Below are 20,933 nucleotides of genomic sequence, written 5' to 3'. Positions count from 1 at the left end.
CACCCAAGAATGAGTAAAGTGAAGACCTTAAGCCGGGGTAACGCAAGGCGTCAATCACAGAATTGTGGCATTAAGGTTTCACTAATCTTCGCTCCCTATACTCGCCTCATCAATACGATGCAGGCTTAATGATGATGATCACCTTAAAAAAGTTACAGTGTAACGATACAAGATTCACGCTGGGCTGTGCCCTCTTATTTACGCTGTTAAATGCCCTGTTTATTCATCGCAGCTGGCAGGTGATCTCCCCCGCCCGACTGCATGACGTGCTCTTCGCCCTCACCGTGCCGCTGGTGCTGTTTTGCGGCTGGGTGATTGTATTCAGCATCCTGAATATCCCGCTGATCCGCAAACCGTTGCTGGTGCTGCTAACCCTCGGCTGCGCGGCAGCGACCTGGTTTATGTTTACCTACGGCGCGGTAATCGACCAGAACATGATGGTCAACGTTTTTGAGACCAACTCCCAGGAGGCCACGGCGCTGGTCACCCCGCAGCTGGTGCTGTGGCTGGCTGTCGCCGGGCTGGTACCTGCCAGCGTGCTGGCAATGATCCGCATTCGCCCTGGTAAGTGGTGGCAGATCCTGTTAATGCGTCTCGCGGCCATTCTCGGAAGCACAGTGGTGATTATTCTGGTGGCGGCGGTCTTTTATAAGGACTACGCCTCGCTGTTCCGCAATAACAAAGGCATCGTCAAAATGGTCACGCCGGCTAACTACGTCAGCGCCATCGCCAAATACAGCAAGGCCCGCTGGTTCGCCGGCGATCAGACCTTAATCCGCCTCGGTGAAGATGCCCGTAAAGGCCCGGTGCTGCTGGCGGAGCAGAAAAAGACCGTGCTGGTGCTGGTGATCGGGGAAGCCTCCCGGGCGGAGAACTACTCCCTGAACGGTTACCACCGTGAGACCAACCCTGAGCTGAAAAAAGAGAATGTGATTAACTTCCCGCAGGCCTCCTCCTGCGGCACCGAAACCGCCGTCTCGGTGCCATGCATGTTTTCGGGAATGCCGCGGAAAAAATATGATGCCGACCTGGCGCACCATCAGGAAGGGTTAATGGATGTGCTGAATCACGCCGGGATCAACCTACTGTGGCGGGATAACGATGGGGGCTGTAAAGGCGCCTGCAACCGCATTCCCCACACCGACATGACCCAGTGGAAGCTGGATCAGTTCTGTAAGGATAAATCCTGCATCGATGACGTTGACCTTTACCGCCTGAATGAGACGCTGGATGGCCTGAAACAGGATACGGTACTGGTTATCCACCTGATGGGCAGCCACGGCCCGGCCTACTATCAACGTTATCCGGCGCAGTACCGTCGCTTTACCCCAACCTGCGACACCAATGAGATCCAGGACTGCGATCATCAGGCGCTGATGAATACCTACGACAATACCATTCTGTATACCGACAGCGTGGTGAGCAGAACCATCGATGCCCTGAAAGCTCGTCAGGGAACGATGAACACGGCGCTGGTCTATCTCTCGGATCATGGCGAATCGCTGGGGGAAAATGGCCTGTATCTGCACGGCACGCCGTACCTGCTGGCCCCGGAGCAGCAGACCCATATTCCGTTTATGTTCTGGCTGTCAAAAAACTACCAACAGAGCTTCGGCGTTGATGAGCAGTGTCTGCACGACCAGGCGGCAAAAGAGACGGTCTCGCAGGACAATCTGTTCTCCACGATGCTGGGAATGATGAACATCCAGACGTCGGTCTATCAGCCGGAAATGGATCTGCTCAGCCACTGTCGTCGCATATAAGGCTTGCATTAGACCGATTGGTCTACTACATTGACGACATGAATAAGCATACTGAACACGATACACGCGAACACCTTCTGGCAACCGGGGAGCGGCTCTGCATGCACCGCGGGTTTACCGGAATGGGGCTGAGCGAGCTGCTGAAAACCGCCGATGTGCCGAAGGGGTCGTTCTATCACTACTTCCGCTCTAAAGAGGCGTTTGGCGTGGCGCTGCTGGAGCGCCACTATGCGGGTTACCATCAGCGCCTGGCGGCGCATTTCGCCAGCGGCGAGGGCAACTGTCGGGATCGTGTTCTGGCTTATTATCAGGAGACGCTGGCCCAGTTTTGTGCCCAGGGCATTATCAGCGGCTGTCTGACGGTAAAACTCTCTGCCGAGGTGTGCGATCTCTCCGAAGATATGCGCACCGCGATGGATAAAGGGGCCACGGGTGTGATCACCCTGCTGGCGCAGGCGCTGGCGAAAGGCCGGGATGAGAAGTCACTCGCTTTCACTGGCGAACCGCTCACTCAGGCGCAGGTGCTCTACTCTCTGTGGCTGGGCGCCAATCTGCAGGCCAAAATGTCCCGCAGTGCGCTGCCGCTGGAGAGCGCGCTGGACCATGTTAAAAACATCATTGCTACGCCTGGCCTTTAACAGGCGTTTTTATTTCATGAATTACTAGACGACCGGTCTACTCAGGAGCCACTATGTCAGCCGAAAAACTCTTCACCCCGCTTAAAGTGGGCGCGATCGTTGCACCAAACCGCGTCTTTATGGCACCGCTTACGCGTCTGCGCAGCATTGAGCCGGGCGATATCCCCACCCCACTGATGGGCGAATACTATCGCCAGCGCGTCAGCTCGGGTCTGATCATCTCTGAAGCCACTCAGATCTCCGCCCAGGCCAAAGGCTATGCCGGCGCACCTGGCCTGCACAGCCCGGAGCAGATCGCGGCGTGGAAGAAGATCACCGACGGCGTGCACGCCGAAGACGGCCGCATCGCGGTCCAGCTGTGGCACACCGGCCGCATCTCGCACAGCAGCATCCAGCCTGGCGGCGAGGCACCGGTTTCGGCCTCTGCCCTCAACGCGGGAACCCGCACCTCCCTGCGCGATGAAAATGGCCACGCGATCCGCGTTGATACCACCACGCCGCGCGCGCTGGAGCTGGACGAGATCCCTGGCATCGTCAACGACTTCCGCCAGGCCGTCGCCAATGCCCGTGAAGCCGGTTTCGACCTGGTCGAGCTGCACGGTGCCCATGGCTATCTGCTGCACCAGTTCCTGTCACCGTCTTCTAACCAGCGTACCGATCAGTATGGCGGCAGCGTAGAGAACCGCGCCCGTCTGGTGCTGGAAGTGATTGATGCTGTTTCAAACGAATGGAGCGCCGATCGCATCGGGATCCGCGTCTCGCCAATCGGCTCCTTCCAGAACGTCGATAACGGCCCGAACGAAGAAGCGGACGCGCTGTATCTGATCGAAGAGCTGGCTAAACGCGGCATCGCCTACCTGCACATGTCCGAGCCAGACTGGGCGGGTGGTGAGCCATACACCGACGCCTTCCGCCAGAAAGTGCGCGACCGCTTCCCGGGCGTGATCATCGGTGCAGGCGCGTATACGCCGGAAAAAGCAGAAGATCTGATCAACAAGGGGCTGATTGATGCCGTGGCCTTTGGCCGCGCCTACATCGCCAACCCGGATCTGGTGGCACGCCTGGAGCGTAAAGCTGAGCTGAACCCGCAGCGTCCGGAGAGCTTCTACGGCGGCGGCGCGGAAGGTTATACCGATTACCCTTCTTTATAATCCCTTCATTGATAGCGGCGACAATTCGCCGCTATACTAAAACATCGTTTCTGTTCAAGATGATAAAAAGCTAAGAGGATACTATGCGCCTACTTCACACCATGCTGCGCGTTGGCGACCTGCAACGTTCCATCGAGTTCTACACCAACGTACTGGGCATGACCCTGCTGCGTACCAGCGAAAACCCGGAGTACAAATACTCTCTGGCGTTTGTCGGTTACGGTCCTGAGAGCGACGAAGCCGTTATCGAACTCACCTATAACTGGGGCGTTGAGAGCTACGACCTGGGCAACGCTTACGGCCATATCGCGCTGGAAGTGGATAACGCGGCCGAAGCCTGCGAGCGTATCCGCAGCAACGGCGGTAACGTCACCCGTGAAGCGGGTCCGGTTAAAGGCGGCACCACTGTGATCGCTTTTGTTGAAGATCCAGACGGTTATAAAATCGAACTGATCGAAGCCAAAGACGCGGGTCGCGGTCTGGGCAACTGATCCCTGCGGGCGCGCCATGCGCCCGTTGTTTTACTGCATCTCATAGCAAAATTTGCCATAATGCCCACTGCTTTTTTCCCCTTGTAAGAGATCCAGATGTCCGATAACGCTCAACTTACCGGTCTGTGCGACCGTTTTCGTGGTTTTTATCCTGTAGTCATTGATGTCGAAACCGCTGGATTTAATGCCAAAACCGATGCGCTGCTGGAGATTGCCGCCATCACGTTGAAAATGGATGAACAGGGCGATTTGCTGCCGGACTCCACGCTGCACTTTCACGTTGAACCCTTTGAAGGGGCCAATCTGCAGCCTGAGGCGCTGGCGTTTAACGGCATTGATCCGCATAACCCGCTGCGTGGGGCGGTCAGCGAATATGAAGCGCTGCATGCCATTTTCAAAATGGTGCGCAAGGGCATGAAAGACCAGAACTGTAACCGGGCCATTATGGTGGCGCATAACGCGACCTTCGATCACAGCTTTATGATGGCCGCCGCCGAACGTGCGTCACTGAAGCGGAACCCATTCCACCCGTTTGTCACCTTCGATACCGCCGCATTAAGCGGGCTGGCGCTGGGACAAACCGTACTGTCGAAAGCCTGCATTACCGCCGGGATTGAGTTTGACGGCACCCAGGCGCACTCTGCCCTCTACGATACCGAGCGGACCACTGAACTGTTCTGTGAAATTGTGAACCGCTGGAAACGCCTTGGCGGCTGGCCGCTGCCGGAAGCCGACAACAACGCATAAAAAAAGCGACCATAAGGTCGCTTTTTTATTTACCGGGCGCGGTGGATCACTCGGCGCCTGGCTCTTCTGATTTGTATTTTGCAGCCGTCTCTTTGATCAGCTGTTGCAGTTCGCCACGCTGATACATCTCAATCAGGATGTCGCAGCCGCCAACCAGTTCGCCGTCAACCCACAACTGCGGGAAGGTCGGCCAGTTCGCGTATTTTGGCAGCTCAGCGCGGATATCCGGGTTCTGCAGAATATCAACGTAAGCAAAACGTTCGCCACAGGCCGACAGCGCCTGGACCGCCTGAGCGGAGAAACCACAGCTTGGCAGCTTCGGAGAACCTTTCATGTACAGCAGGATCGGGTTTTCAGCAATCTGCTGCTGAATTTTTTCAATAGTAGTGCTCATGTTTTGCTTCCTTTAACTTCTGTTACGGCAATCGTCTGACATTGTAGCGTTTCAGACCGACAACGGAAAATAACATTTTTGTCACTTATATGATTTTACCGCGCGTCCCTTAAAGTTGCATACACAACCTAACTTATCGCGCGATTACCGGCGCTTTTGTTCAGGTAATGCACAAATCGCCCCAATGAAATTCTGATTTTTTGCACTCGCTAACGAAACACAGTTTTAGATGCAAAAAGTTTATTAACGCCGGGCCTTTTTATAGATTAGAATCGACGAGTTTTGTAAATCATAAGCCGGTTTATTTATAACCTGCAATTACCAGAGGATTGCCCAGTGGCGCGAATAAATACATTCTCGATCACGCTCTGTGCTTTGCTGTTTACTTCTCTCACATTCACGCCGATGGCTAACGCCTCAGAGCAGGCGCGGCCTTCTGCCGCGCATAAAACGCATCTGGCGAAAGCGACCGAACCCAAGAAAAAAAGCAGTACCAGCAAAACCGCAAAAAAAGAGAGCACCAGTAAAAAGAGCAGCACCAAAAAAAGCCTCGCTAAAACACAGTCAACGAATTCCAGTAAAAAAAGCCGAACCACCTCCCGCAGCGCCAGCCGAACCACGCAAACCGCCTCCCGCGTTGTGACAGAAAAATGCACTGCCCGCAAAGGGCGTAAAGCGCATTGCGTTAAAACCAGCAAAACCACTACCCTTGCCGAAGCGCATAAAGTCCGGGTGCAAAAAGCCCAGAAGACGGCAATGAATAAGCTGATGGGTCAGATTGGTAAACCTTATCGCTGGGGTGGCAGTTCGCCGCGTACTGGCTTCGACTGCAGCGGTCTGGTCTATTACGCCTATAAAGATCTGGTTAAATTCCGCATTCCGCGCACCGCCAACGAAATGTACCACCTGCGTGACGCCTCTCCGGTCGATCGCGGTGAGCTGGAGAGCGGCGACCTGGTGTTCTTCCGCACCCAGGGTCGCGGCACCGCCGATCACGTCGGCGTCTACGTTGGTAATGGCAAATTTATTCAGTCGCCACGCACCGGCCAGGACATTCAGATCACCTCCCTGAGCGAAGACTACTGGCAACGTCATTACGTCGGCGCACGTCGCGTGATGAAGGCCAACACCCTCCGTTAATCCCCTGCCCCGCTGGCGTCTCAGCGGGGTAAGTTCCTATTTTACATAGGCTTTCAATTTGCTACCCTACCCCTTCATTCAATAGGGTTATTGAATGGATCACTATAATAAGGAGAGAAGCAATGTCGTTTGAATTACCTGCATTACCGTATGCAAAAGACGCCCTGGCCCCGCATATCTCGGCGGAGACCCTGGAATACCACTACGGCAAACACCACCAGACCTACGTCACTAACCTGAACAACCTGATCGGCGGTACCGCCTTCGAAGGGAAAACCCTGGAAGAGATCGTGCGCACGTCCGACGGCGGCGTATTCAACAATGCTGCTCAGGTGTGGAACCACACCTTCTACTGGCACTGCCTGGCACCCAATGCAGGCGGCGAACCGACGGGCGAACTGGCTGCGGCCATCGCTGCTGCATTCGGCAGCTTCGCGGAATTTAAAGCGAAGTTTACCGATGCCGCGGTGAAAAACTTTGGCGCAGGCTGGACCTGGCTGGTTAAAGAGGCCGACGGCAAGCTGGCCATCGTCTCTACGTCTAACGCGGGAACGCCGTTAACCACCAGCGCTACCCCGCTGCTGACCGTCGACGTCTGGGAACATGCGTATTACATCGATTACCGTAATGCGCGCCCGAACTACCTTGAGCACTTCTGGGCGCTGGTAAACTGGGAATTTGTGGCGAAGAACTTCGCGGCATAATGAAAACGCCGAAGGGAACTCCTTCGGCGTTATTTTTATTCGGTGGCGCAAACCGGCTCGGGTTGTTTTCGCCCGGAGGCAAAGACCAGAATAAGTCCCAGGGCTGCAATAATCGCCCCCATCACCGGGACAAAGCTGTAACCCATCCCGCTGGAAATAACTGCCCCACCGGCAGCCGCCCCCAGCGCATTCCCCAGGTTAAAAGCACCGATATTTACCGACGACGATAAGCCTGGCGCATCGCTGGCCACGCGCATAACGCGCATCTGCAGCGGCGGAACCACCGCAAAGGTCGCCATACCCCAGACTACCATCGCCACGGCCGCGCCCACTTCACTACGCGCCAGCCACGGAATAGCCAGCATGATCACGATCAGCAGGAGTAAAAAGCCTTTCAGGGTGCCGCTCACAGACTTGTCCGCCAGTTTGCCGCCAAGATAGTTGCCGATGGAGAAACCAACGCCAATCAGCACCAGCATGGCGGTGATAAAGGCCGGCGTCGCCTGGTTGATATCATGCAGCACCGGGGCAATGTAGGTGTAGAGCGTAAACATCGCGCCAGCCCCGAGCACGGTGGTCAGCAACGCAGATAACACCTGCGGACGCAGCAGGACCGCCAGCTCTTTGCGCACCTCCGGCTTTTCACCCGCCCCGCCCGCTGGCAGGGAGAAGAACAGCGCGATTATTGAGACCACGCCCAGCAGCGCGGTGGCCAGGAAAGACATGCGCCAGCCAATCACTTCACCCATCCAGGTTGCGGCCGGCACGCCGCCGATATTGGCGATGGTCAGGCCCATAAACATGGTGGCGACGGCGCTGGCCTGCTTGTGCTTCGGCACTACGCTGGCAGCGACCACCGACCCGAGGCCAAAGAAGGCGCCGTGGTTCAGGCTGGTCAGAATTCGGGACAGCATCAGGGTGGTGTAATCCGGGGAGAGCGCCGACAGCACGTTACCGACGGTAAAGATCGCCATCAGGAAGATCAGCGCGTTACGGCGACCGCGATGGGACAGCAGCAGGGTCATCAGCGGCGCACCCACCATCACGCCGATGGCGTAGGCGCTGATCAGCATGCCCGCAGCGGGAATTGAGACATCCACGCCCCGGGCGATAACCGGCAGCAGGCCCATCGGGGAAAATTCGGTTGTGCCGATACCAAAGGCGCCAATGGCCAGGGCCAGCAGCGGAAAATTGATTCTCATACTTCAACTCCAGACACCGTGTCGTCAGGCGACACAGAACAATGAAGGCGAAAGCATGACACCAATCACAAAAAATGAGAAGTTAACAATTTGGCAAAAGATTTTTGCCGGGCGCGTAACAATCAGCGCAGGAACGAGGGAGAGCGGAACTCTCCCGCATCAATCAGTGCAGTGCCGCAGTCAGACCGCTGGCAACAATCAGACTCAGAACAATAATGGTGGTAATCAGCGAAAACTTAAGATCGGTACTCATCAATTTTTCTCCTTTTAATCACCCTATGAAGAGTGAGCCTGCTCATTTTTACACAGTTCCGGGTAAAAATCTTGCTGGATTTAGATTGATATCGGTTTTTGCTCTTCCCCTTTTGGCCAAGATAAGACAAAATTCCACGCTAAATTTATTAGCGTACCGGCCATTGACCCCCTCCTGACGTCCTGTGTCGTTTTCCCGGCGTACCGCAATTCAAATTGCGCAATTAGGGCGAGTGAAGGCAAACGTTTACCTATTGGTTTTTCAGGAGCTTAGATATGGTCTGGAGTGACATCTGATGGCAACAATTAAAGACGTGGCGAAACGCGCAAACGTTTCCACTACAACCGTATCACATGTTATTAACAAAACCCGCTTTGTCGCGGAAGAGACCCGTAACAACGTCTGGGCGGCCATTAAAGAGCTGCACTACTCTCCCAGCGCCGTAGCCCGCAGTCTGAAGGTTAATCACACCAAATCGATCGGCCTGCTGGCGACCAGCAGCGAAGCGCCCTATTTTGCGGAAATTATTGAAGCAGTTGAGAAGAACTGCTTCCAGAAGGGCTACACCCTGATCCTCGGCAACGCCTGGAACAGCCAGGAAAAACAGCGCGCCTATCTGTCGATGATGGCGCAGAAGCGCGTCGACGGCCTGATGGTGATGTGTTCCGAATACCCGGAATCCTTGCTGTCGATGCTGGAAGAGTATCGCAATATTCCGATGGTGGTGATGGACTGGGGCGAAGCGAAGGCCGACTTTACCGACTCGGTGATCGATAACGCCTTTGAGGGCGGCTACATGGCCGGACGTTATCTGATTGAACGCGGTCACCGCGAAATCGGCGTGATCCCGGGAGCGCTGGAGCGCAACACCGGTGCCGGACGTCTGGCGGGCTTTATGAAAGCGATGGAAGAGGCCTTAATCACGGTCCCGGAAAACTGGATCGTGCAGGGCGACTTTGAACCGGAGTCTGGCTACCGCGCCATGCAGCAGATCCTCTCCCAGAGTCCGCGCCCGACCGCCATCTTCTGTGGCGGAGACATTATGGCAATGGGTGCGCTCTGTGCTGCCGATGAGATGGGCCTGCGCGTTCCGCAGGACGTTTCGCTGATCGGGTATGATAACGTGCGCAACGCCCGCTTCTTTACCCCGGCGCTGACCACCATCCACCAGCCAAAAGATTCGCTGGGGGAGACCGCCTTCAACATGCTGCTGGACCGTATCGTCAATAAGCGCGAAGAGTCCCAGTCAATTGAGGTGCATCCGCGCCTGATCGAACGCCGTTCCGTGGCGGATGGTCCGTTCCGCGACTACCGCCGTTAATCCTCTCCGGGAGCCAGCACCTCTGGCTCCCGCAGCCACTCCCGGTTCATCGTTTCACTGTCTCCCAGATAATCCAGCAGCCAGGCCAGGGCCGGTGACATATCGTTTTGTTGCCAGGTCAGGCAGCAGGCCGCATCCGGGAAGGGATTTTCCAGCGTCAGCTCGACCCACTTCCCGCTGTCGATCCACGGCCGGGCAAAATGCACCGGCACCATCCCCACGCACAGACCAGCCGAGAGGCAGGTGGCGGACGATTCCCAGTCCGGAGTGACGATCCGCCGCTGGTTATCCAGCAGCCAGGTGATGCGTTTCGGCAGCGAGCGGGAGGTGTCCTCGCGCACCAGCGAGGGCCAGTTGCGCAGGGTATCATCGCTGAGCGGTCCTTCCATGGCGGCCAGCGGATGATGGTTGGCCACCACGCAGATCCAGCTCAGGGTGCCCATATCACGAAACGCATAGCGCCCCCCGACCGGGATCGCCTGGGTGGCGCCGATCGCCATCTCCACCCTGCCGTCCGCCAGCGCATCCCAGACGCCGTTGAAGACCTCCTGCGAGACCCGCAGCTCGACGTCGGAAAAGTGGCGGTAAAAATCGACAATCATCTGCCGGGTGCGCTCGGGGCGCACGATATTATCCACCGCAATGGAGATATGGCTCCGCCAGCCGTTGGCGATCTGCTGGCACTGTTCGCGGGTGATCTGCATTTTTTTGATAACAGACCGCCCCTCTTTGAGAAACCACGTCCCGGCAGGCGTGAGTTCCACATCCCGGTGACGCCGCTCAAACAGCGGTACCGCCAGCCACTCCTCCAGCTGACGCACGGTGTAGCTGATGGCGGACGGGACGCGATGCAGCTCCTGCGCTGCTCCGCTGAAGCTGCCGTTACGCGCTACAGCATCCACCACTTCAAGAGAATATTCTGACCACATTTTCTGCCTGCAAAATTTTTGAATGCAACCGCCAAATATTAGCGTTTCACAAGCGGGTTTGCACTCCCTACACTCAGCGGCTACCCAAACCTGCGCCCAAACGGAGTAATAAAATAATGACACCCGGGAAAGGATTTTTAGTCTGGCTCGGCGGCTTAAGCGTGCTGGGCTTTCTCGCCACCGATATGTACCTGCCTGCCTTCGCCATCATGCAGGAAGATCTGCAGACCCCAGCGGCGGCCATCAGCGCCAGCCTGAGCCTGTTCCTGGCGGGCTTTGCCTTTGCTCAGCTGCTGTGGGGACCGATGTCCGACCGCTTCGGCCGTAAGCCGGTTTTACTGGCGGGCTTAGCCATTTTCGCTCTCGGCTGCCTCGGTATGCTGTGGGTTCGCGATGCCACCTGGCTGCTGGTGCTGCGCTTCATCCAGGCGGTGGGGGTTTGTGCCGCAGCGGTCACATGGCAGGCGCTGGTGACCGACTACTACCCGGCCTCGCGCACTAACCGTATTTTTGCCACCATCATGCCGCTGGTCGGACTCTCTCCGGCGCTGGCCCCGCTGCTCGGCAGTTGGATCCTCGCCCATTTCAGCTGGCAGGCGATTTTTGCGGTGCTGTTTGTTATCACCCTGGTGCTGATGATCCCGGCCTTTAGCCTGAAGCCAGCGGCAGTGAAAAATGAACAACCTAAACAACGCGTCACCTTTTTATCGCTGTTGCGCTCGCGTACCTATCGCGGCAACGTCCTGATTTATGCCGCCTGCTCTGCGAGCTTCTTCGCCTGGCTGACCGGCTCGCCGTTTATCCTCAGCGACATGGGCTACAGCCCGGCAGCGATCGGCCTGAGCTACGTGCCGCAGACCATCGCCTTCCTGATTGGTGGCTATGGCTGCCGTGCCGCGCTACAGAAATGGCAGGGTCACCAGATGCTGCCGTGGCTGCTGGGCCTGTTTGCCGTCAGCGTGATCGGCACCTGGGCGGTCGGGTTTATCCCGGGCGTGGGCCTGACTGAGCTGCTGATCCCCTTCTGCCTGATGGCGGTGGCGAACGGCGCGATCTACCCAATTGTGGTGGCCCAGGCCCTGCGTCCTTTCCCACAGGCGACCGGCAGCGCCGCCGCGCTGCAGAACACCCTGCAGTTGGGTCTCTGCTTCCTGGCGAGCCTGCTGGTGTCGTGGCTGATTGCCACCCCGCTGCTGACCACTACCAGCGTGATGGTGGCGACTGTGGTGCTGGCGGCGCTGGGCTATCGGATGCAGTACATCCCCGCCAGCCAGCGGGATGACAGCCTGCAGGCCGAATCGTCACGCGCCTGACAGAATATGTAGTTAGCTTGCTAACGATATCCTGTTGAATCACTGCGATATCAGTCCTATACTCACTGAAGCGTTCTGATAAATACTACAAATATTAAGTGTTAACGGGAGCCGGAGCGCTCCCGTTTTACCATGGATGGCCTTTCGGCAAGGGTCCTCTCCCTTCCTCTGTTCTACGTCGGATATTAGCCTCACGGGTCACTCCCGTGAAATTTCTCACTGTCCATAAAGAGCGTCTACGCTGTTTATGGGTTCTGATCACATCAGGTGATGGAGAAGCTATGAGTTCATCGTGTATAGAAGAAGTCAGCATCCGGAATGATGACTGGTTCCGGATCGTCAACGAATTGCTGAGCCGCGCGGGTATCACCATCAACGGCCCGGCATCCTCCGATCTACAAATTAAACACCCCGATTTTTTTAAACGCGTCCTGCAGCAGGGCTCGCTGGGTCTTGGCGAGAGCTATATGGACGGCTGGTGGGAGTGCGAGCGACTGGATATCTTTTTCAACAACGTCCTGCGGGCGGGCCTGGAAACACAGCTTCCCAGCCACCTGAAGGATACGCTACGGATCGCCACTGCCCGCCTGTTCAACCTGCAGAGTAAAAAACGTGCCTGGATCGTTGGCAAAGAGCATTACGATCTCGGGAACGACCTGTTCAGCCGCATGCTCGACCCCACCATGCAGTACTCCTGCGGTTACTGGAAAGAGGCAACCACCCTCGAACAGGCCCAGCAGGATAAATTACGTCTGATTTGTGAAAAACTGCAGCTGAAACCCGGCATGCGGGTGCTCGATATCGGCTGTGGCTGGGGTGGGCTGGCGCATTTTATGGCGCATCACTATGGTGTCAGCGTGGTGGGCGTGACCATCTCCGCTGAACAGCAAAAAATGGCTCAGGCGCGCTGTGAGGGGCTTGATGTCACCATCCTGTTGCAGGATTACCGCGACCTGCGCGACCAGTTCGATCGTATTGTCTCTGTGGGGATGTTTGAACATGTCGGGCCGAAGAACTACCGCACCTATTTTGAGGTGGTGGATCGCAACCTCAAGCCGGATGGTCTGTTTCTGCTGCACACCATCGGTTCACAAAAAACCGATCATCACGTCGACCCGTGGATCGATAAATACATCTTTCCGAATGGCTGTTTACCCTCAGTTCGCCAGATTGCCAATGCCAGCGAAGCCCATTTTGTGATGGAAGACTGGCATAATTTTGGCGCTGATTACGATACGACCCTGATGGCATGGCATGAACGTTTCCTCGCCGCCTGGCCGGAGATCGCAGACAACTATTCCGAACGATTTAAACGGATGTTCAGTTATTACCTGAATGCCTGCGCCGGGGCGTTTCGCGCCCGCGATATTCATCTGTGGCAGGTGGTGTTCAGCCGCGGCGTGGAGAACGGTTTGCGGGTGGCACGCTAAATAAAACACCCCGGCTTGCCGGGGTGTTTTATTATCACGCGTCGTTGAGCGTCTGTTGGATGGCGGCTGCCTCTTTGGCCGCCAGTACGCGCTCCACGGTATCGACCACCGCCTGGGTTTGCGGATCGATTTCAATATTGACCCGATGGCCCAGCTTTTTATTGCCGAGGGTGGTGCGCTGCAGGGTCTCCGGGATCAGGTGCACGCAGAAACGGGTTGGGGTTACTTCCCCCACCGTCAGGCTGATGCCGTCCACGCCAATAAATCCTTTATAAAGGATGTATTTCATTAATGACGGATCCTGAACTTTAAACCAGATCTGGCGGTTATTTTCTGAGGTCAGGATTTTAGAAATTTCAGCCGTGGTCATAATATGGCCCGACATTAAATGACCGCCGATTTCATCGCTGAATTTTGCCGCGCGCTCAACGTTAACGATATCGCCTTCAGCCAGTTCACCCAGGTTGGTGATGCGCAGCGTTTCCTTCATTAAATCGAAACTGATCAGGTTACCGTTGATCACGGTGACCGTCAGACAACAACCGTTGTGCGCAACCGATGCCCCGGTCTCCAGGCCATCGAGCATCTCATCCGGCAGGGCCACAACATGGGTTCTGAAGTTGGGTTTTTCATCAATGGACACCAGTTTCGCGGTGCCCTGCACAATACCAGTAAACATGCTTACGACTCCTGTTTGTTCCTTCGGTGATGACACCGTTTTATCGCACCACAATAACAGTTGAAAATAGAGGTTGCCAGTACCCCACCTTTTCTGGCGATTTTTTCACTAGATAATTAGCTTATCCCCGCTACAATAGCTGGAATTCCCCTCATCTTTTTCTTGCTGCATTTCGCAGCGGCTTTCTCTTTATCAAATAACAACAATATCAAAGGTGTTCACGTGCAGAAGTACTTGATTGAAGCGCGTCAGTTATTAGCCCTGGCGATCCCGGTAATACTTGCGCAAATTGCCCAGACCTCGATGGGATTCGTCGATACCGTCATGGCAGGCGGCTACAGCGCCACTGATATGGCCGCGGTCGCCATCGGCACCTCTATCTGGCTGCCGGCTATTTTATTCGGTCACGGCCTGCTGCTGGCGTTAACCCCTACTGTTGCCCAGCTCAACGGCTCCGGACGTCGGGAACGTATTGCCCATCAGATCCGCCAGGGCTTCTGGCTGGCGGGTTTTGTCTCGGTGCTGATCATGATTGTCCTCTGGAACGCGGGCTATATTATTCACGCCATGCGCAATATTGATCCGGCCCTGGCGGATAAAGCCGTCGGCTATTTACGCGCCCTGCTCTGGGGGACGCCAGGTTATTTATTCTTCCAGGTGGCGCGTAACCAGTGCGAAGGTCTGGCGAAGACCAAACCGGGCATGGTGATGGGATTCATTGGCCTGCTGGTGAATATTCCGGTGAACTACATCTTTATTTACGGTCATTTCGGCATGCCGGAACTGGGCGGCGTCGGCTGCGGCGTGGCGACAGCGGCGGTGTACTGGGTCATGTTCTTCGGCATGCTGTCTTACGTGAAGCGCGCCCGTTCCATGCGCGATATTCGCTACGAAGCCGGTTTCAGCAAGCCGGACATGGCGGTGGTGAAACGTCTGATGCAGCTGGGCCTGCCCATCGCGCTGGCGCTATTCTTTGAAGTGACGCTGTTCGCGGTGGTTGCCCTGCTGGTCTCCCCGCTGGGGATTGTCGACGTGGCCGGTCATCAAATCGCCCTGAACTTCAGCTCGCTGATGTTCGTTCTGCCGCTGTCGCTTGCTGCCTCTGTGACCATTCGCGTCGGGTATCGCCTCGGCCAGGGCTCAACCCTGGATGCGCAAACCGCCGCCCGCACCGGTATTGGCGTTGGGGTGTGCATGGCGGTCTGCACCGCCCTGTTCACCGTTACGCTGCGGGAGCAGATTGCCCTGCTCTATAACGACAATCCGGAAGTGGTGATCCTCGCCTCCCAGCTGATGCTGCTGGCGGCGGTGTATCAGATCTCCGACTCGATTCAGGTGATTGGCAGCGGCGTGCTGCGTGGCTATAAAGATACCCGCTCGATCTTCTTTATTACCTTTATCGCCTACTGGGTGCTGGGGCTGCCGAGCGGTTATATTCTGGCCCTCACCGACCTGGTGGTGGATCGGATGGGCCCCGCCGGCTTCTGGATGGGCTTTATTATCGGCTTAACCTCTGCCGCAATCATGATGATGCTGCGTATGCGCTTCCTGCAGCGTCAGCCATCAAGCGTGATTTTGCAACGCGCTGCACGCTAATTGCGCACCAGCCGCCTGCGGGCGGCTACTTTCTCTTCGTTTTGCGCGGGAATACAGCAATCGCGTGAAATCTGGAAGAAATTTGCAGTTTTCCTCTTGCCTGATGCCCGCACTGCCGCTAATATTCGTCCCCGTTGTCACACACAACAATGCGTTCATAGCTCAGTTGGTTAGAGCACCACCTTGACATGGTGGGGGTCGTTGGTTCGAGTCCAATTGAACGCACCATTCTCTACAGTGCGTCCGTAGCTCAGTTGGTTAGAGCACCACCTTGACATGGTGGGGGTCGGTGGTTCGAGTCCACTCGGACGCACCATTTCAGTAAGTCATCAGCAGTTCCTTTTTACTCTCTCGCTAATCAAACACCGTTTTAAACATCTTACTCATGCTTCCCGCATACCGTACTGATGCCGCTGACACACCGCACAGCGTTTCGTTTCCGGATCAAAGGTATAAAACGCCCGCTGGCAGCAACGGCAGGATTTTTGTATCCAGCTAAAGCGCTGCACCCTGTTTTCACTTAACTGTTTTTCAATGCGAACCGCCTTCACGGGACAGACCACCGCACAGCTGTTGCAGCCGGTACAGGATGACGACGAGAACGTCAGCGCAACCTCGCTCAGGCTAAGCGCCCTCTCTCCACAGACCCTGGCGCAGGCGCCGCAGGCCGTACACTGCCCCTGATCCAGCGACAGCTGATATTCGCTGATCGCAGAAAAAGCCTGACGACGGGCCCGACGCCCGGTATGAACGGTGGCTGACTTAACGTCCGTTTCACTAGCCTTGATAAAGTGTCGTCGCCCGGTGTTGATCGCTTTTGGCGGCGGGGGGAGGATCTGCCAGACCGGGGCATTCAGCGCCCGGAGCCGGATATTCAGTGTCGCAACGGCACGCACCCATCCGGGGAAGGCGTCCATTTCCATCTCCACCGCGCGGATCCCGTGCTGCTGATGCCACATCAGTAACTCCTCAACGGACGGCTCCAGCGTGGAAAAAGGCGCCACCAGCGTCGATGCGGTATAGCGGCGGGTTTCAGGTCGAAGGTTTTGCAGCGCATCCGCCGGACAGACAAACAGGCAGCGGCCGCATTGCAGGCAATCCAGCGCGTTAATGGTCGACGTGCTGGGCGTTGCGGTGATAGCCTGCACCGGACATGCCGCCACGCAGGCCTGGCAGTCGTGGCGGGGAAATTGCTTGCGCAAGCAGGACTCCCCCACGCCGGGCGGCGCGGGGGGCTGCGTCAGGCGAAATAGCGCCATCAGTTAATGCAGAAGAACATAAAGCGGAACAACACTTCAGACAGCACCAGCAGCAGGCTGCCGACCATCAAGCCGAGCTTACCCTGACGCCAGGCGCTTACTGCAAACAGCAGCGCGCCGAGCACGGATAAGGTCCAGCTAAAAAGTCGCAGACCGCTAAGCTGGGTGAAGATCGCCATCGGCTGGTGTGGCAGGGTCACCACTCCGCTCAGGCTGGCGTTGGCCAGATACGCGATATAGTCCGGCTGCGCCAGCAGACGGATAGCGACAATCGCCACCACCATCGCCGCCGCGAAGCGCATCACCGACTGCCGCTCCCGGGCTACGGACCGGGCTTTCAGCATCGGCAGCCATGCCAGCGCCACCGCGCCCAGCACACCAACGGCGCCGTAAAACATCAGCCAGGTGTTGAAATGGCTCCAGGTGATGACCGACGTATGGGCATAGATCGCGCTCATGCACCAGACATCGATCAGCCCCAGCACCGCGGCAACGGGCAGTAACAGCGGGATCAGCTGCTTTCTGACCAGCATCACCAGCGTGCAAAGCCCTAACGCCGCCAGATACAGGCTGGCGAAGACGATCTCACGACTCAGCCATGAGCTGGCGACGTGGCGCAGAGCGTTAAACGCGTTCAGCGGATAGCCGAGGTGCAGAGTAGAAACCACCAGCCCCAGGCCCCCGGCCACGCAGGCGATCAGCATCCCCGGTAACAGCTGGGGTTTCACCTCCGGCACACGCGACCCCGCCCGGGCGGACAGGGCCAGGAAGAGGGTCATGCCCACCGAGCCCTGAACCAGCAGGGTAAAGATCAGAAGCGGTAACTCATGCATGCGGCTGTTCCTCTTTTTCTGCACCCTGATGCGCTTTAATCACCAGGTTAGGCCGGGTAATGGACGAATCCGGCAGGCCCTGCACGTCACAGAGGTTGCCATACTTCGCACGCAGCTCCTCGATCGGCCCGAACTGGATCGCCCCCAGTGGACAGGTGGCAACACAAATCGGCTGCTCGCCTTTGGCCTGTAAATCCACGCAGAAATCGCATTTTGACATCTGGCCGGCCTCCTCATTCATCTGCGGCGCGCCGTAAGGACAGGACCAGGCGCAGTACCCGCAGCCGACGCATTTATTGGTATCGACGCGCACAATGCCGTCCCCCGGGCGCTTATGCATCGCCGTGGTCGGGCAGTTTTTGGTGCAAATCGGATCCGCGCAGTGGTTGCAGGAGATCGACAGGGTGAAGGCATAGACGTTATTGGTATAGCCGCCCTGCCCGGTCGGGATAAACCCGCCGCCCTTCACCTCATAGACGCGGCGGAAACGGCGTCCCACCTCAAGGTTATGCTTGTCCTTACAGGCCACCTGGCAGGCTTTACACCCGGAGCAACGTGACGAGTCAATGAAAAAGCCAAGCTGCTTATCGCTGACCGGTGGGTATTCCTTATACTGCTGACTCATACTTTGCGACCTCCACAAGCATGGTTTGATGAGAATTGCCTTTCGCAAGCGGAGTAATACGTGCGGAGCTCAGGACGTTGGCACATCCGCCGTGATCGACGCCCTCGGCATCCGGCTGCCACCAGGCACCGGCCTGCATGGCGACTACCCCAGGCATAATGCGCATGGTGACTTCTGCCGGGACCTGGCAGACACCGCGCTGGTTGTGAATACGCACGCTATCACCCTGACGAATCCCCCGCTTCCGGGCATCCTCCGGGTTGATCCACAGTTTCTGGACCTGCACTTCCTGCAGCCAGGGGTTGGCATACTGCGTGGAGTTGGCGCGGTTTTTCCCTTTCCAGGTGATCAGCTGGAGCGGGAACTGCTTCGCGAGCGCATCTTCCGGGCCTTCGTGCGCCGGAACGTAATGCGACAGCGCGGGGATCTCCGGGTTATTCATGTCATACAGACGCTTCGAGAAAATCTCAATTTTCCCGGACGGCGTCGGGAAGGGATGATTCTGCGGATCGCGGATGTTGTCTTCAAAGGCGATATGCGGCTTGCTTTTAAACAGATGCTGACGTTTTTCCCGCAGCTCGGCGAACGTCGGCAGATGTTCATCCGGCATGGAGAGACGGGTCTGCTCCCAGATATGTTCAATCCACGCCTGCTCGGTGCGGCCTTCGCTGAACCGCGGCTCAATCCCCAGCTTAGTGGCCACTTCGCGCTGCCAGTCATAGTCAGAGCGGCGTTCAAACTCCGGCTCAATCAGCTTCTCTGACAGGATCAGATAGCTTGCCGTCCCCCAGGTTTCCCCGATGTTCCAGCGTTCCATAAAGCTGGTTTCTGGTAACAGCAGATCCGCATAGCGGGCGCTCGGGGTCATATAGAGGTCGCTGGCGACGATAAACTCGATCTTCGACTCATCCTCCAGCACCTTCACCGCCTGATGCAGATCCGGATTCTGGTTCGCCAGGTAGTTGCCCGCCAGCGAGAAGAGGATCCGGATATTGCTCTGGAGCTTATCCCCGCCTTTCAGCCCCTGCTCTGCCGTCACCTTGCTGGCATCGGCGGCGGCCTGCACCCAGTTCATGATCGAGATGCTCTCTTTGACCGGGTTATCTGGCATCTCCGGGCCTGCGGCGAATTTACGGTTGCTGCTGCCGCCATAGCCTGCTGCCCAGCCGCCTTTAATTCCGACGTTACCGGTAAGGGTTGCCAGCAGCGTCGACCCGCGGGCAGTGCGCTCGCCGCAGTTGTGGCGCTGCGGACCCCAGCCTTGAATCAGGGCCGCCGGTTTGGTGTTGGCGTAATCCCGCGCCAGCTGGCGAATCGTCTGGGCCGGAACCCGGGTGATCTTTTCCGCCCACTCGGGGGTTTTAACCTGACCGTCTTTATCCCCCATCAGGTAGGCCATCAGCGACTCGTTGGCGGGCACGCCTTCCGGCATGGAGGCCTCGTCAAAGCCCAGGGTATAGCGATCGATAAAGGCTTTATCGTGCAGATTTTCGCTGACGATGACATACATCATCGCGTCCATCAGGGCATTGTCGGTAGCGGGCAGCAGCGGGATCCACTCATCCGCCAGCGACGCCACGGTATCGGAGTAGCGCGGATCGACGACGATAAAGCGGGTGCCGTTCTGTTTCATCTGCTGAAAATAGTGGTTGGTGTGGCCGAAGATGGTTTCGGTCGGGTTGTGCCCCCACAAAATCACCAGCTTTGTATCGGCGAGCGTATCCAGCGAATTACCGCTGGCGGCCGTGCCGTAGGTATAAGGCGTGGCGGCGGCGGTGTTGCCCATACTCACCGAGTGGTAGTACTCCAGATAGCCCCCGGTGAGATTGAGCAGACGACGCATCATCTTATCGCCGGAGAAGGTGCCCCCGCTGGTGGCGGTATTGTTGTGCACAAAGCGGCACGCCGGGCCATATTTGGCGGTAATGCGCTGCAGATTGTCGGCAATCAGCGTGGTGGCTTCTTCCCAGGAGATGCGCTCAAACTTCCCCTCGCCCCGTTTGCCGACGCGCTTCATCGGATATTTCAGGCGATCCGGGTGGTAGACAAACTTGCGATAGCTGCGACCGCGCACGCAGGCGCGCATCACCGGCATCTCTGGATCAAGCGCGCTATCCGGGCGAGTGGTGATCTGGGTGACCACGCCGTCGGCGACGTGGGCGCGGATATCGCATTTACCACCGCAGTCAAAGGTGCTGCAGGTCTGGACGACGCGTTCCGCAGCGCCAGCGGCTTCGGGTGCCGTTCCGGCTTCGCTTTTGGCGGCAAAGGCCTTGCCGGACATCACAAAGGGCAGCGTCACCAGCGCTGAGCTGGCCTTCAGCAGTCCCCGGCGCGTGACGTCGGGAAAAAGCGCGTCCCTTTTTTCTTTGCGTTCTAACATGTTGTTCCCTCTCAAAAAAGAGGTGCATTCTTCCCTATAACCCCAATTTGGTATTTGATATGAATCAATTGAGAAAATGTGC

The 20,933-nt window shown here is 57.0% G+C and carries 20 protein-coding genes and 2 tRNA genes; 13 read left to right on the top strand and 9 right to left on the bottom strand.

The window, feature by feature from the left end; genetic code table 11:
- The first annotated feature begins 134 nt into the window (after positions 1 to 134).
- The 5 genes from eptA (at position 135) to rnt (ending at position 4,790) form a co-directional block, all read left to right on the top strand.
- Positions 135 to 1,763: a phosphoethanolamine transferase EptA gene (gene eptA / locus SOM40_RS09760; RefSeq protein ID WP_320529772.1), complete on the top strand. Its 1,629-nt coding sequence runs from the start codon at positions 135 to 137 to the stop codon at positions 1,761 to 1,763.
- Between the two features lie 38 nt (positions 1,764 to 1,801).
- Positions 1,802 to 2,401, top strand: coding sequence for a TetR/AcrR family transcriptional regulator (locus SOM40_RS09755; protein ID WP_320456978.1), 600 nt, complete (start codon positions 1,802 to 1,804; stop codon positions 2,399 to 2,401).
- A 53-nt stretch (positions 2,402 to 2,454) separates the two neighbouring features.
- Positions 2,455 to 3,552: an alkene reductase gene (locus tag SOM40_RS09750; RefSeq protein ID WP_261643076.1), complete on the top strand. Its 1,098-nt coding sequence runs from the start codon at positions 2,455 to 2,457 to the stop codon at positions 3,550 to 3,552.
- 83 nt (positions 3,553 to 3,635) lie between these two features.
- Positions 3,636 to 4,043 (top strand): lactoylglutathione lyase, encoded by a 408-nt coding sequence (gene gloA, locus SOM40_RS09745; protein ID WP_106993697.1) that lies wholly within the window; start codon positions 3,636 to 3,638, stop codon positions 4,041 to 4,043.
- A 96-nt stretch (positions 4,044 to 4,139) separates the two neighbouring features.
- Positions 4,140 to 4,790 (top strand): ribonuclease T, encoded by a 651-nt coding sequence (gene rnt, locus SOM40_RS09740; protein WP_166182289.1) that lies wholly within the window; start codon positions 4,140 to 4,142, stop codon positions 4,788 to 4,790.
- Positions 4,791 to 4,836: 46 nt separating this feature from the next.
- Here the strand turns inward: rnt and grxD are convergent, their stop codons facing one another.
- Positions 4,837 to 5,184, bottom strand: coding sequence for a monothiol glutaredoxin 4 (gene grxD, locus SOM40_RS09735; RefSeq protein ID WP_032617810.1), 348 nt, complete (start codon positions 5,182 to 5,184; stop codon positions 4,837 to 4,839).
- Between the two features lie 336 nt (positions 5,185 to 5,520).
- On the opposite strand from grxD, the gene SOM40_RS09730 reads away from it, so the two are divergent.
- Entirely contained in the window at positions 5,521 to 6,324 is an 804-nt protein-coding gene (locus tag SOM40_RS09730) for a C40 family peptidase (RefSeq protein WP_106993695.1), read from the top strand.
- Between the two features lie 122 nt (positions 6,325 to 6,446).
- The gene (gene sodB / locus SOM40_RS09725; RefSeq protein WP_225758957.1) at positions 6,447 to 7,028 is read left to right on the top strand and encodes a superoxide dismutase [Fe]; all 582 of its coding nucleotides are present in this window, start codon (positions 6,447 to 6,449) and stop codon (positions 7,026 to 7,028) included.
- Between the two features lie 35 nt (positions 7,029 to 7,063).
- Here the strand turns inward: sodB and SOM40_RS09720 are convergent, their stop codons facing one another.
- Positions 7,064 to 8,230: an MFS transporter gene (locus SOM40_RS09720; protein WP_320456979.1), complete on the bottom strand. Its 1,167-nt coding sequence runs from the start codon at positions 8,228 to 8,230 to the stop codon at positions 7,064 to 7,066.
- A gap of 163 nt (positions 8,231 to 8,393) precedes the next feature.
- Complete coding sequence (gene cydH / locus SOM40_RS09715) at positions 8,394 to 8,483, bottom strand: cytochrome bd-I oxidase subunit CydH (RefSeq protein ID WP_106993692.1); 90 nt, start codon at positions 8,481 to 8,483, stop codon at positions 8,394 to 8,396.
- A gap of 295 nt (positions 8,484 to 8,778) precedes the next feature.
- On the opposite strand from cydH, the gene purR reads away from it, so the two are divergent.
- The gene (purR, locus tag SOM40_RS09710) at positions 8,779 to 9,804 is read left to right on the top strand and encodes an HTH-type transcriptional repressor PurR (RefSeq protein ID WP_106993691.1); all 1,026 of its coding nucleotides are present in this window, start codon (positions 8,779 to 8,781) and stop codon (positions 9,802 to 9,804) included.
- Here purR and punR read toward each other — a convergent pair.
- Positions 9,801 to 10,733 (bottom strand): DNA-binding transcriptional activator PunR, encoded by a 933-nt coding sequence (gene punR / locus SOM40_RS09705; protein ID WP_320456980.1) that lies wholly within the window; start codon positions 10,731 to 10,733, stop codon positions 9,801 to 9,803. The two genes, purR and punR, sit on opposite strands and share 4 nt — an antisense overlap.
- Positions 10,734 to 10,849: 116 nt before the next feature.
- Between punR and punC the strand changes: the two genes are divergently transcribed.
- Positions 10,850 to 12,046 carry a purine nucleoside transporter PunC gene (punC, locus tag SOM40_RS09700; RefSeq protein ID WP_225758959.1) on the top strand — a complete coding sequence of 399 codons (1,197 nt, stop codon included), beginning with the start codon at positions 10,850 to 10,852 and terminating at the stop codon, positions 12,044 to 12,046.
- Positions 12,047 to 12,327: 281 nt separating this feature from the next.
- Positions 12,328 to 13,476, top strand: a complete 1,149-nt coding sequence (gene cfa / locus SOM40_RS09695) for a cyclopropane fatty acyl phospholipid synthase (protein ID WP_225758960.1) — start codon at positions 12,328 to 12,330, stop codon at positions 13,474 to 13,476.
- A 34-nt stretch (positions 13,477 to 13,510) separates the two neighbouring features.
- Here the strand turns inward: cfa and SOM40_RS09690 are convergent, their stop codons facing one another.
- Entirely contained in the window at positions 13,511 to 14,155 is a 645-nt protein-coding gene (locus tag SOM40_RS09690) for a riboflavin synthase subunit alpha (RefSeq protein ID WP_320456981.1), read from the bottom strand.
- 222 nt (positions 14,156 to 14,377) lie between these two features.
- Here SOM40_RS09690 and mdtK point away from each other — a divergent pair, with 222 nt between their 5' ends.
- From mdtK to SOM40_RS09675, 3 genes are all read left to right on the top strand, one after another.
- Entirely contained in the window at positions 14,378 to 15,751 is a 1,374-nt protein-coding gene (mdtK, locus tag SOM40_RS09685; protein WP_166182283.1) for an MdtK family multidrug efflux MATE transporter, read from the top strand.
- A gap of 151 nt (positions 15,752 to 15,902) precedes the next feature.
- A tRNA-Val gene (locus SOM40_RS09680) sits at positions 15,903 to 15,979 on the top strand.
- Positions 15,980 to 15,990: 11 nt separating this feature from the next.
- Positions 15,991 to 16,067, top strand: a tRNA-Val gene (locus tag SOM40_RS09675).
- A 67-nt stretch (positions 16,068 to 16,134) separates the two neighbouring features.
- Here SOM40_RS09675 and SOM40_RS09670 read toward each other — a convergent pair.
- From SOM40_RS09670 to SOM40_RS09655, 4 genes are read right to left on the bottom strand one after another with little or no spacing between them, the layout of a single operon-like run.
- Positions 16,135 to 16,953 carry a 4Fe-4S binding protein gene (locus SOM40_RS09670; RefSeq protein WP_320456982.1) on the bottom strand — a complete coding sequence of 273 codons (819 nt, stop codon included), beginning with the start codon at positions 16,951 to 16,953 and terminating at the stop codon, positions 16,135 to 16,137.
- 56 nt (positions 16,954 to 17,009) lie between these two features.
- Positions 17,010 to 17,843, bottom strand: coding sequence for a dimethyl sulfoxide reductase anchor subunit family protein (locus SOM40_RS09665; protein ID WP_312187392.1), 834 nt, complete (start codon positions 17,841 to 17,843; stop codon positions 17,010 to 17,012).
- Positions 17,836 to 18,468: a DMSO/selenate family reductase complex B subunit gene (locus SOM40_RS09660; protein ID WP_225758964.1), complete on the bottom strand. Its 633-nt coding sequence runs from the start codon at positions 18,466 to 18,468 to the stop codon at positions 17,836 to 17,838. The genes SOM40_RS09665 and SOM40_RS09660 overlap by 8 nt, the downstream gene beginning before the upstream one ends.
- A complete protein-coding gene (locus SOM40_RS09655; RefSeq protein ID WP_320456983.1) occupies positions 18,452 to 20,851 on the bottom strand; it encodes a DMSO/selenate family reductase complex A subunit in 2,400 nt (799 codons plus the stop codon). The genes SOM40_RS09660 and SOM40_RS09655 overlap by 17 nt, the downstream gene beginning before the upstream one ends.
- Positions 20,852 to 20,933 lie beyond the last annotated feature (82 nt).

Source organism: Leclercia sp. CFBP8987, from assembly GCF_034044995.2.
In the GTDB taxonomy this organism is placed as follows: domain Bacteria; phylum Pseudomonadota; class Gammaproteobacteria; order Enterobacterales; family Enterobacteriaceae; genus Enterobacter; species Enterobacter tamurae.
Note: the sequence above shows the minus strand (reverse complement) of the source record. Positions and strands in the feature narration are given on the sequence as shown.